Raw genomic sequence first — 12,367 nt, forward strand, 5'->3', positions numbered from 1 at the left:
CTTTATTTTTCAATAAAAAAGGCTTTCTAACGAAAGCCTTTTTTAATTTAATCTTATCTATTTTTTTCACAATGCTTTTAAAAGTCCTTCTGGCGCTTTATCTATATACATTTGGTTTCTTATACCATCCAATGATTTTGAATCGGTAAAGTATTCTAATTCTTTCCCTTTTTCACGCTGAATCATTTTAGTAGTTCCTGTAATCTTAGAAATTGCAGCATTTAACAAAGGCTCCGTCTCATTTCCTAAAACACCTAAAGAATTAATATATTCCGGCACGTCATAAGTAGGAACTAACCCATTTGTATATTCTCCAAAATCTACTGAATTAACAATCTTCAAAACAATAGGTTGCATTGCATATTTGTGATTTGGATTTCTATTAGATTTTCCAAAAGTAGGTGAATCATATAAGGTAACCGAACCTACATTTTTACCTATAGTAGTTGTACCTATTTGCACAACTTGAATATAAGGCACCAATCCATTAATGACCAACTCACTAGCCGAAGCCGTACTTTTGGTTGTTAATACATATATTTTAGCCAGATTCAAACTATTTAAAGCAACTCCATTAATTTTATCTACAAACCTATTATTTAGCGCTTCAGAATCTTCACTTTCATAATACTTATTGATTTTAGCATTCCATTTTTGCTTAGAAAAAATCTTATCTGTAAACTGCCCAGTAATCATACTCGCTAATCGAGTGGCCGTTTGCACTGAACCGCCCCCATTATATCTCAAATCAAGAACCAGATCCGTAATACCTTGCGCTTTTAATTCTCCAAAAGCAGCATTTAACTGATCGTCATAATTACCATAAAACCCATTATACATTAAATAACCAATCTTATGTCCTCCTGAAGCTATTACTTTATTGATAAAAATTGGATTTTCATCCAAAACTGTTTTAGTCAATTCAAGAGATCTGCCATTTGGAACAAATGTAGCCCCATTATAATCACAGAAGTTTATAGTATATGTATCTCCAGAAAGTAAACTTTGGTAATGATCATAATCAAGTTTTGTCCCATTAATTCCGTAAAATAAATCTCCACGTTTCACACCTTTGTTAGCAGCATCCGAGTTAGGAAGAACATAGCGCACAAAACCAATCAAATCATTAGAACCAGAAGATTTAGGACTTAATTTAAAATCAATTCCATTATTTTTTGATGTTCCTTGAAGTTCTTGCTCCAATACTGTATAATCATCTACAATCCAGCTAAACCTATCTATAGAAGAATCAACACGTAAAGAATTAAATAATGTTACTGGATCAGGATACCCTCTTAAAAAAGAATTTAATTGTTCTTGATTTCCAAAACGATCATCTGCTAAATTAGGCACATCGGCTTGCCATAAATAATACTGATTCAATCCTTTCCAGATAAAATCCTGAACTTGCAAATTCTGAGGAGCAGCCACATCATCCTGGTCCTGACAGGCCTGGAAACAAAATGCAGCTAAAAATAATAATATTACAGTTCTAAATATTGTCTTCATATAATAGGTATCAATATAGTAATAACGTAAAAATACTATCTTTAGTTTTATTTCATGCACTTTTGTAACAAAAATAATTCAAGTTCGTCTTGATATTATAACCGAACCTGTAATTTGTGACTTTTATGAACCAAATCGTTTTTTTGCAGTTAGTAAATCCTTTTAAAGACAAAGTATTTCGTCTGGCTAAGCGATTGCTAGTAAGCACCGAAGAAGCCGAAGATGCTTCTCAGGAAATTTTAGTTAAATTATGGAGTAAAAAAGAAACATTAGATACGTATAATAATGTAGAAGCGCTCGCCATGACAATGACCAAAAATTATTGCTTGGATCAGTTAAAATCAAAACGAGCAAGTAATCTAACTCTTGTACATTCAAATTACACAGATAGAGAACCACGATTAGATCAAAAAGTTGAAGATAATAATAGTTTAGAATGGGTTGAAAAAATAATGAGTCAATTGCCGGAACAACAGCAAATTTTAATTCAGTTACGAGATATCGAACAATATGAATTCGACGAAATTGCCAAAATAGTTAATATGAACGAAACTGCTATTCGCGTAGCACTTTCAAGAGCTAGAAAAAAAATAAGAGAATCTATGCTTAATACACACCAATATGGAATCAGATAGAATAGAAATAATATTAGAAAAATACTTTCAGGGAGAAACTACAATTGCCGAAGAAAACGAATTAAAAAGCTACTTTTCTTCCTCTAATGTTGCGCAGCATTTAGAGCAATACAAACCAGTTTTTGGTTATTTCTCTCAAGCAAAAGAACATCGTTTAACGCAAGAAATTCCACTCCAAACTAAAAAACGTAATGTTGCGTGGTTATCAATTGCTGCATCTGCTGCGCTTTTGCTAGGAATAGGTTCATACTTTTACTTCAACAACACAAATAAAACTCCTGTTGTTGCACAGTCGGATTTAGGAACTTATGACAATCCAGAAGAAGCTTTGGCGGCAACGCAAAAAGCTTTGGCTATGGTGTCACACAATGTAAATACTGGTATAGAAAGTGTACAGTATATTAAAGAATACCAACAATCAAAAAACTTAATTTTCAAACAAAATAAAATCCAATAAAAATGAGAAATTTTATAATAACACTAGTTTTAGCACTTACAAGCCATGTATTCTATGCACAAGGCGCCTTTGACAAATATGATGGTCAAGACGATGTAACATCAGTAATTGTAAACAAAAAGATGTTTGACCTAATGAGTAAAGTAAAAGTCGATGCTTCTGATAAAGAGACACAACAATACTTAAACCTTATTAAAAAATTAGACAATCTGAAAGTTTTTACTACTCAAAGCTCTAAAATCGAAGCCGACATGAAATTAACAGCAGATAAATACATAAAAACTTCAGGATTAGAAGAATTAATGCGAGTAAACGATGGCGGAAGAAACGTAAAAATATATGTAAAATCAGGAGCTAGTGACACTCAAATAAAAGAGTTATTCATGTTCATTGGTGCAGCCAAAAATGAAGACACTGTTTTACTATCACTTACTGGAAACTTTGATTTAAACGAAATTTCGGTACTCACTGATAAAATGAAACTACCAGGGGGTTCTGATTTGAAAAAAGCATCTAAAGGCAAAAAATAACATGAAACAGATAACCAATATTTTCATCCTTTTAGGATTATTTCTTTTAATGAGCTGTAATTCTAAACCTTCATTGCAAAAATATTTTGTAGAAAACACCGAAAATAAAAACTTTATTGCTCTCGATGTTTCACCAAGTATTCTTAATGTAGATAAAACAAAACTATCTGCAGAACAAAGCGAAGCACTAAAATCATTCGACAAAATGAATATCCTTGCTTTTAAGCGCAATGATAAAAACCAAGCTGAGTACGAAACTGAAAGAACTAAAATAAATGCCATTTTAAAAGACGAAAAATACCAGCAATTAATGAAGTTTGGCTCCGGAAAAGATGGCGCATCAGTAAGCTATGTAGGGACAGACGAAAACATTGAAGAGTTTATAATTTATGCCAATAGAAACGAAAATGGTTTTGCCGTAGTTCGTGTTTTAGGAAAAAAAATGAATCCAAATAACATTATGACTTTAATGACCGTTCTTAAAGAATCTAATATCGATCTGGAACAGCTGAAACCTTTACAACAACTGATTAAATAATTCTTACTTTAAAACAGAAAAAGCCTCAATTATGAGGCTTTTTTTTTATCAGGATTTGAATTTATTTACTCAAATACATTTTTCTTCTTGAGTACAATTCATAAAATTGATCGTCTTTTAAGTCATCAATAAACAAGATACTTTCTCCTGTTGATTTCATCTCTGGTCCTAATGCTTTGTTTACATTATGAAACTTACTAAAAGAGAATACCGGTTGTTTAATTGCAAATCCTTTTAATTGTGGATTAAATTTAAAGTCGGTTACTTTATTATGACCCAACATTACTTTTGTAGCATAATTTACATAAGGCTCACCATAAGCTTTTGCGATGAACGGTACCGTTCTCGATGCTCTAGGATTTGCTTCGATAATATAAACTGTATCATCTTTTATTGCAAATTGAATATTTATTAAACCAACAGTTTTTAAAGCTCTGGCAATTTTTATAGTATGATCTTTTATCTGTTGCATTACAAATTCCCCTAAGTTAAAAGGAGGTAATGTTGCATTACTATCTCCAGAGTGAACTCCACAAGGTTCGATATGTTCCATTATACCTATAATATAAACATTACCATCAGCATCACATATTGCATCAGCTTCCGCCTCGATCGCTCCAGCCAAATAATGATCTAAAAGTAATTTGTTACCCGGAATTGTTTTCAATAAATTGATAACATGCTCTTCTAGTTCTTTCTTGTTGATAACAATTTTCATTCCCTGACCTCCTAATACATAAGAAGGACGAATCAATAAAGGAAAATCCAGCGTATCTGCCAAAGCCGAAGCTTCATCTGCAGTTTCTGCAATTCCAAATTGTGGGAAAGGAATATGTAATTCAGTTAACAACTCAGAGAAACGCCCTCTATCTTCGGCTAAATCTAAGGCGTCAAAACTTGTTCCTATAATTTTTACACCGTATTTAGATAATTTATCTGCCAGTTTTAATGCTGTTTGTCCACCTAACTGTACAATTACACCTTCAGGTTTTTCATGCTGAATGATGTCATAAATATGTTCCCAGAAAACTGGCTCAAAATACAATTTATCGGCAGTATCAAAATCTGTCGAAACCGTTTCAGGATTACAGTTAATCATGATCGTTTCGTAACCACATTCTTTAGCAGCAAGAACTCCGTGTACACAAGAATAATCAAACTCAATTCCTTGCCCTATTCGGTTTGGGCCTGAACCTAAAACTATGATTTTCTTTTTATCAGTAACAATACTTTCGTTATCTACATAACGCTCTCCATTAGCTTTTTCAATTTCTGCTTCGAAAGTTGAATAATAATAAGGAGTTTTTGCTTTAAATTCTGCAGCACAGGTATCTACTAATTTAAACACACGATTAATGTTCTTATTCATACGTAAAGTATGTACTTCACTTTCCAAACAATTCACCATGTGAGCAATTTGTCTGTCGGCAAAACCTTTTTGTTTCGCTTCAAGCAAAAGTTCTTTTGGAAGAGTAGCTATTTTATAGTTTGAAATTTCTTTCTCAAGTGTATAAAGCTCTTCGTATTGTTTCAAAAACCACATATCTATTTTTGTGATTTCATGAATACGACTCAACGGAATTCCCATTGCGATTGCATCATAAATTACAAAAACACGATCCCAACTTGCAAAAGTTAGTTTCTCGATAATCTCTTCATAGTTTTTATATCCTTTTCCATCTGCACCTAACCCATTTCTTTTAATTTCAAGAGATTGAGTTGCTTTATGTAATGCTTCCTGGAACGAACGTCCAATTCCCATAACTTCACCTACAGATTTCATCTGAAGACCTAAAGTTCTGTCAGCACCTTCGAATTTATCAAAGTTCCAACGAGGTATTTTTACAATTACATAATCCAAAGTTGGTTCAAAAAGAGCTGAAGTCGATTTTGTAATTTGGTTTTGCAATTCATCAAGATTGTATCCTAAAGCTAGTTTAGAAGCAATTTTAGCAATTGGATATCCAGTCGCTTTAGACGCTAAAGCAGATGAACGAGACACACGAGGATTAATCTCGATGGCTACGATATCTTCTTTTTCGTCTGGCGAAACTGCGAATTGTACGTTACACCCTCCGGCAAAATTTCCGATACTACGCATCATCAGGATGGCATAATCACGTAATTTCTGGAATGTTGTGTCTGATAATGTCATCGCTGGCGCAACTGTAATCGAATCTCCGGTATGAATTCCCATTGGATCCATATTTTCGATCGAACAAATGATTACAACATTATCGTTTTTATCTCTTAAAAGTTCTAACTCATATTCTTTCCATCCCATTAAAGCTTTGTCGATCAAAACTTCGTGAATTGGTGATGCTTCAAGACCACGAGTTAAAAGCTCATCAAAATCTTCTTTTTTATAAACAATTGCGGCTCCTGTTCCTCCAAGTGTAAAAGAAGGACGAATTACAAGCGGAAAACCAAATTCCTGTGCAATTTCTTTTCCTTCCAGATATGAAGTTGCTGTTTTTGCTGGTGCAGTTGGCACATTAATTTTTTCAAGAAGTTGTTTAAACTGCTCTCTGTCTTCGGTAATATTAATTGCATTTACATCAACTCCAATTAATCTTACCCCGAAATCCTGCCAGATTCCTTTTTCATCAGCTTCCAAACATAAATTTAATGCAGTTTGTCCTCCCATTGTAGGTAAAACAGCATCAATTTGTGGATGTTCCTTTAGAATTTCAATAATCGATTTTGTTGTTAATGGCTTTAAATATACATGATCTGCCATACTTGGGTCGGTCATGATAGTCGCTGGATTTGAATTTATCAAGATAACTTCAATTCCTTCTTCACGAATAGAACGTGCTGATTGTGATCCTGCATAATCAAATTCGCAAGCTTGACCAATAACAATAGGTCCGGAACCTATTATTAAAACTGATTTTATTGATGTGTCTTTTGGCATTTTAATTGTATTGTGTAGTTATATTTTATTCGAATGTTAATTTCTACCGCATTAGAAACTAAAACATTACTCTTTTTTTAATGACAAGGTATAAAAAAAGGCGATACTAAAAAAAGTAACGCCTTATTTATGTTTATAGAAACATTATTTTTTGTGTCTAGGTTCGCTAGAAACAGTCAATTTATGTCTTCCTTTAGCTCTTCTACGCGCTAGAACTTTTCTTCCATTCGCAGAAGCCATTCTGTCCATAAATCCGTGCTTATTTCTTCTTTTTCTTTTCGATGGTTGAAACGTTCTTTTGCTCATTGCTTTGTATCTTTAAATATGGTGTCTAATATCTTATTTTTGTTTTCGAATACTCTTATCCTAAAACCGAGTGCAAATATACAAAGACTTTTTTTTCTGGCAAGTAGTTTTATAAAAATATTTTTAATTCATTTTACTATCTTTGCAATCACAAAAATACACCTATTATGTTTCACAGAAATATTAAACTTATTTTAGCCGGACTATTAGTAGTTGCTGGCATTTGGCAATTTACAGAAAGTAATATCGGAAACGGAATCTTCCTTATATTATTAGCTGGAATTCCAATTTTCCTTTATTTTAAAAATGAATTCATCTTATTAGCCTTCTTGAAATTAAGAAAACAAGATTTTGAAGGTGCTAAAAAATGGTTAGCATACATCAAAAACCCAGAAACTGCTTTAGTAAGAAAACAACAAGGTTACTTTAATTACCTACATGGTATCATGGTTTCTCAAACCAATATTAATCAAGCCGAGAAATATTTCAAAAAAGCAATTGAACTTGGTTTATCTATGGATATGGATTTGGCTGTTGCCAAATTAAACTTAGCAGGTGTTGCTATGTCACGCCGTAGAAAACTAGAAGCTACAAACTTATTGAATGAAGCAAAGAAACTTGACAAACAAGGCATGCTAAAAGAACAAATTACAATGATGAAAGAACAAATGAAAAAAATATAATTTTTCATATTCCTTTTTATAAAAACCATCCAGAAACGGATGGTTTTTTTTATTAAATACCATTTGTCGGAATTTTTTACATTTCAACGACATTATAACGCAATTGTCTGACAATTCATATATTAGCATTAATTAAAGTTATTTTATGATGAGAAAAATACTTTTATTTTTGCTTTTATTTTCTTTTTATTCAAATTATAGTCAAGATTCTATTGCCTATTTTTCGAATGTTCTGCGCTCCAATATCAAACCCTACATCAATGCCAGTAATAAAGCTTATGCAGAAAAGGATTTTTTAGAAGGACAACGTTTATTCGACTCACTAGTCCAATACAATCTCGTAGGAACAAAATTTGATGACTTTACTGTAAAAATATTTCCGTCAAAAAAAATGCGCTTAAGCGCTATAGACAAACCTGTCTTTATTGTTACTTACGCTTCTTGGTGTGTTATAAACAAAGGAGACCCGCCTGCACTAAATAAACTTGCCAAGGAATACCTCAACGATGTAAACATTATAGTATTACTTTGGGACAGAAAATCGGAAGTCAAAAAAATTGCACGATTATTCAGTAAAAACATTACGATTTGTTACGCAAATGAGAACTACATTAACGATTCTCATCTCGTTGCCCGCTTAAAACATACTCTAGGATTCCCTACTTCTTACTTTATAGATGAAAATAAAAATGTAATCAACATCTGTAGAGTTTTAAACCCACATAAACCCCGAACTTCATCTATCGTTGCAATGGCCAAAAGCTACACAAACTTCAATACAATTATAAACGAAGCATTAACAAATAAAATAGCAGGAAGATCTAAACTGACTAAAAATTAAACTTCAAGTTTTATTAGCAATCAAAATTTTATTCTAAAATGATTTTAGGCAAGTTTTCATTTAACCATTTAAACTTATTCAGGATCATAATATGCGTCCCTCCTTTTACCACTTTACAATTAGTAATATACTTTATCGGGAAAACCTCATCCTGATCTCCATGAATATGAACTACACTTTCATCAATCTTAATTCTGTCCCAAAGAATAACTTGCTCAATAGCCCAATCTAAATAACGAATATCACGCACTGATAAAAATTTCTCATATAGCTTTAACCTCTTGTTTATCTTTTCTCCAAAAGAAAACTTAGCCAAACTCTCTACATTTAATATCAATCGCATCGGTATCAGCTTATACGCTTTGGTAGTTTTGGCAATTTTCATTCTTCGAGGAAATTCTACATTACTCTTTACGCTCGAAATAATAATAACTTTTCTGGCCGTTATGTGTTTAGCCATTTCCTGAACCAAAATACCACCAAAAGAGACTCCAATTAAAACCGGATTAGGATGTTTTATATTTTGTGTCATTCTTTTAGCATAATCCTGTAAAGATTCATTATCAAGCGGAATTTCCCATTCCAACAAACACATCTCAAAAATATCTTCAGGCAATACAATTCTTTCAAAAATAGTAGCACTTGCCGCAAGACCAGGCATAAAATAAACAGGGATTTTACTCATATAATCGTATTCCAAATATTAACAACAAAAGAAGATTATTATTGCTATAAAATTATCACTTTTTAACGACACCAACCCCAATTTTCACATTATATTATTACTAAACATAAACCAGAGTAGCAGTAAACACATGCGCTGACAACATTTTTAAAACACAAAATACCCCGCGTAAACAAAATCATTTGATATTGAATATCAAATGATTACCTTTGTATTAGAAATAATTTGTTTCTGATTATATATTAGCAAGAAGATTAATGAATCTTACTTATTGTTCATTTCCTTCTATTTTTTAAATACCACATAAAAACAAATAATATGGAACCCATTTCAGTAATGGAAATCAAAGACAATGCCTTTGCAAGACAATTTGAAACCCCAACCCCAGCAGGATTAGTAACAATCGAATACTCTTTTCAAGAAAAAAAGATATTTCTAACAAAAATCAATACTCCGGATTCATTTGAAGATCAAGATTTTCTTTATAGCATGCTAAAAAGCATCATGGAAATTTCGATTGAACGAAAACTAAAAGTAGTTCCAATTCATCCTAAGATTGTAGTTTTCTTTAAGAAAAACCCAATTTACAAAGAGTTGCTTCCACCTGGAATTCGAATTTAATAGTACCCAATTATATTCATCCATAATCCACCTATTATCATATAGATAAGCAGGAGGGCGATTCCAGTTACAAGACCTTTTACCCACCAACTCTTTAAATCAACATAACCACTCCCAAAAAACACAGGAGCTGGCCCATGACCATAATGAGTTAAAGTACCATAAAGCGAACCTATAAATCCAAGCATAAACGCCAATAGCAACCCTGGAATCCCTAGTGAAACTCCAACACCCAATAATGCTGCATACATTGCCGCCACGTGAGCTGTTGCACTAGCAAAGAGATAGTGACTAAAAAAATACACGATAATTATAATAGGGAAAGCCATTTGCCAGCTCAATCCTCCTATTTGTTGTTTTACCAAATCACTAAACCAACCTATAAATCCTAACTCATTAAGCGAACTTGCCATCATTACCAAAACCGAAAACCAAACAATAGTATCCCAAGCTCCTTTTTCGGATTTTACATCTTCCCAAGTTAAAACTGAGGTTAGTAACAAAATCACCAACCCAATAAAAGCAGTTGTAGTCGCATCTATGGAAAACAAATCTCCCGTCATCCAAAGAAATAGCAAAATAAAGAATGTCAATAACATTAACCATTCATTTCTTGAAATCGGCCCCATATCTTTTAGTTTTTCACGAGCGATTCCAGGAGCATCTTTAGTTGATTTTAATTCCGGCGGATAAATTTTATATAACACTAATGGAATTACAAAAAAGGCGACTAATCCCGGAACAATTGCCGCAAGCGCCCAAGACATCCAGGTAATTTTAATTCCTAAATTAAGAGCAAACTTTTGACACATAGGATTACTTGCCGTCCCTGTCAAGAACATTGAAGATGAAATCAAGTTCATATTATAACTATTCAACGTTAAAAAAGAACCTAACTTTCGATGCGTTTCAGGTTTATCTGGCTCAGAGCCAAAACTTATCGCCATAGATTTCATAATAGGATAAATAATACCTCCTCCTCTCGCCGTATTACTAGGTACAGCAGGAGCAAGACATAAATCTGCCAATCCTAACCCGTAAGCCAATCCCAGTGAACTTTTCCCAAATATTCGTATAAATATAAAAGCGATTCGATTTCCTAATCCCGTTTTAATAAACCCGCGGGCGATAAAAAAGGATATCCCAATAAGCCATATTACTTTATCTCCAAAACCTCTTAATGCAAGCGTAATTGATTTCCCAGCTTCACCTGGAGCAAGAACCTGCGAGAATGCTGTTACTGCAATTGCAATCATACACATAGTCCCCATTGGAGCAGCTTTTAATATAATACCCAAAATAGTAGCTACAAAAATGGCAAATAAATGCCACGCTTCTATTTTAACCCCATCTGGAGCTGGTATAATCCAAAGAACAATTCCAACTGCAACGGTAATTAATGTTTGAGGAATTTTTACTTCTTTCATAAAAGTTAAAGATTAAATTAAGCTAAAGCCTACATTGAAATTGTATTATAAATAGTTCCTTATCATAAAATGATGTATCTGGAATATTTTTACTGTATCTATCAATCTCAACTCCCATTTCGATACGTCCAGTATAAGCTTTTCCAAATTCTAAGCTTATCATTGGAGTAAAAGTCTGCCTTACATTCGAATTTACCCTAAAATTAGAATCAAAATACTCATATCTACTTGAAAACTCGAGGGAAGTAAGCTTCTTATAATTGACTGCGTATCTAAAATTAGGCAAGAAATAAAAACCTCTCATTTGATAATCATTTACATATGCAGTTCTAGCATCAACAGGCAAGGAATAATACAAATTATGATTGGTTCCTTGCTTAATTTCAAACTGAACATCGAAAGTGAGCTTATCAGCAAGTTTAAAATCAGCAGCAATATCTGCCCCTAAAGCAAACACATCCTGTGTATAAACTTTTCCAGTACCTCCATTGAGTCCTAAATTAATACTATGTTTTTTAGACAATCCAAAAACAACTCGAGTAGAATATTGCTTCCCGCTATCTTTATCCATCGCTTGGTTTCTCCCATTTCCATTTAAAACAGAAACAGCATAATTTATCGGAATCTCTCCAAGATCAACAGCTCCAGTCATTGAAGCTCCTATCTGGAAACTCGTCCAGCCATTCTTGCCAAACTCATAATATTGATTTGAGAAATCAAATGACTTTATAATATCTACAGGAACCGTTTCTTCAATACCAAAACCAGGTCTGAATTGACCACCTGTAAAAGCTATATATTTATTAAAAGTATATTTTGCATAAGCATTCTCTAAAACTTTATTCTCCGGATCCGATTTAAAATCGGCTAAATTAACCAAAACAACAACTTCGGTATGTTCACTCAAGTTTGCAGCAACACTAACTCGCATTCTTTTAACATCAAATGAACTTCTTGTCACCTCTCCTATTGTATGCTGAACCCCCAGAACATCTACATTATCTGTAATAGATCCTAAATAACGCACTTGCAAAAGCCCTTTAAATTTAAATTTCGGGTAAACTATTTCCTTTTCTTTTTCTTTTAAAATAACATATACCGTATCCTTTACTGATTGAGCTTTCAAAAAAAAAGGTGTTATAAGAAATATCAAAAATATTCTGATCAGCATAGATTTCCCCATAAGCTTCATAGATAATAATTAAGCTAATACTAGCT

At 32.9% G+C, this 12,367-nt stretch carries 13 protein-coding genes; 7 read left to right on the forward strand and 6 right to left on the reverse strand.

What is annotated here, in order from left to right; all coding sequences use genetic code 11:
- Window positions 1-66 precede the first annotated feature (66 nt).
- Window positions 67-1,509: a S41 family peptidase gene (locus OIU83_RS15055; RefSeq protein ID WP_264207089.1), complete on the reverse strand. Its 1,443-nt coding sequence runs from the start codon at window positions 1,507-1,509 to the stop codon at window positions 67-69.
- A gap of 125 nt (window positions 1,510-1,634) precedes the next feature.
- Here OIU83_RS15055 and OIU83_RS15060 point away from each other — a divergent pair, with 125 nt between their 5' ends.
- Genes OIU83_RS15060 through OIU83_RS15075 form a run of 4 tightly spaced genes read left to right on the forward strand, consistent with a single transcriptional unit; the run spans window position 1,635 to window position 3,669 of the window.
- On the forward strand, window positions 1,635-2,144 hold the full coding sequence (locus OIU83_RS15060) for an RNA polymerase sigma factor (RefSeq protein ID WP_264207090.1): 510 nt from the start codon (window positions 1,635-1,637) through the stop codon (window positions 2,142-2,144).
- Window positions 2,131-2,601: a hypothetical protein gene (locus tag OIU83_RS15065; RefSeq protein ID WP_264207091.1), complete on the forward strand. Its 471-nt coding sequence runs from the start codon at window positions 2,131-2,133 to the stop codon at window positions 2,599-2,601. The genes OIU83_RS15060 and OIU83_RS15065 overlap by 14 nt, the downstream gene beginning before the upstream one ends.
- Window positions 2,602-2,603: 2 nt before the next feature.
- Window positions 2,604-3,131, forward strand: coding sequence for a DUF4252 domain-containing protein (locus tag OIU83_RS15070; protein WP_264207092.1), 528 nt, complete (start codon window positions 2,604-2,606; stop codon window positions 3,129-3,131).
- Window position 3,132: 1 nt separating this feature from the next.
- Window positions 3,133-3,669, forward strand: a complete 537-nt coding sequence (locus OIU83_RS15075; protein WP_264207093.1) for a DUF4252 domain-containing protein — start codon at window positions 3,133-3,135, stop codon at window positions 3,667-3,669.
- Window positions 3,670-3,730: 61 nt separating this feature from the next.
- Here OIU83_RS15075 and carB read toward each other — a convergent pair whose 3' ends face one another.
- Together carB and rpmH are read right to left on the reverse strand one after the other, a co-directional pair.
- Window positions 3,731-6,586, reverse strand: a complete 2,856-nt coding sequence (gene carB, locus OIU83_RS15080) for a carbamoyl-phosphate synthase large subunit (protein ID WP_264207094.1) — start codon at window positions 6,584-6,586, stop codon at window positions 3,731-3,733.
- Window positions 6,587-6,730: 144 nt separating this feature from the next.
- A complete protein-coding gene (gene rpmH, locus OIU83_RS15085; protein WP_008464848.1) occupies window positions 6,731-6,892 on the reverse strand; it encodes a 50S ribosomal protein L34 in 162 nt (53 codons plus the stop codon).
- Window positions 6,893-7,059: 167 nt separating this feature from the next.
- On the opposite strand from rpmH, the gene OIU83_RS15090 reads away from it, so the two are divergent.
- On the forward strand, window positions 7,060-7,575 hold the full coding sequence (locus tag OIU83_RS15090; RefSeq protein WP_264207095.1) for a tetratricopeptide repeat protein: 516 nt from the start codon (window positions 7,060-7,062) through the stop codon (window positions 7,573-7,575).
- Window positions 7,576-7,720: 145 nt separating this feature from the next.
- Window positions 7,721-8,416 (forward strand): TlpA family protein disulfide reductase, encoded by a 696-nt coding sequence (locus OIU83_RS15095; RefSeq protein WP_264207096.1) that lies wholly within the window; start codon window positions 7,721-7,723, stop codon window positions 8,414-8,416.
- Window positions 8,417-8,444: 28 nt separating this feature from the next.
- Here the strand turns inward: OIU83_RS15095 and OIU83_RS15100 are convergent, their stop codons facing one another.
- A complete protein-coding gene (locus OIU83_RS15100; protein ID WP_264207097.1) occupies window positions 8,445-9,101 on the reverse strand; it encodes an alpha/beta hydrolase in 657 nt (218 codons plus the stop codon).
- 336 nt (window positions 9,102-9,437) lie between these two features.
- Here OIU83_RS15100 and OIU83_RS15105 point away from each other — a divergent pair, with 336 nt between their 5' ends.
- Entirely contained in the window at window positions 9,438-9,722 is a 285-nt protein-coding gene (locus OIU83_RS15105) for a GNAT family N-acetyltransferase (RefSeq protein ID WP_264207206.1), read from the forward strand.
- On the opposite strand, the gene OIU83_RS15110 is transcribed toward OIU83_RS15105, so the two are convergent.
- Both OIU83_RS15110 and OIU83_RS15115 read right to left on the reverse strand, forming a co-directional pair.
- Complete coding sequence (locus tag OIU83_RS15110; RefSeq protein ID WP_264207098.1) at window positions 9,719-11,149, reverse strand: anion permease; 1,431 nt, start codon at window positions 11,147-11,149, stop codon at window positions 9,719-9,721. The genes OIU83_RS15105 and OIU83_RS15110 overlap by 4 nt on opposite strands.
- A 22-nt stretch (window positions 11,150-11,171) precedes the next feature.
- On the reverse strand, window positions 11,172-12,275 hold the full coding sequence (locus OIU83_RS15115; protein ID WP_264207099.1) for an OprO/OprP family phosphate-selective porin: 1,104 nt from the start codon (window positions 12,273-12,275) through the stop codon (window positions 11,172-11,174).
- Window positions 12,276-12,367: the final 92 nt, after the last annotated feature.

The sequence above is a fragment of the Flavobacterium shii genome, from assembly GCF_025847235.1.
GTDB classification, from domain to species: Bacteria; Bacteroidota; Bacteroidia; order Flavobacteriales; family Flavobacteriaceae; genus Flavobacterium; species Flavobacterium shii.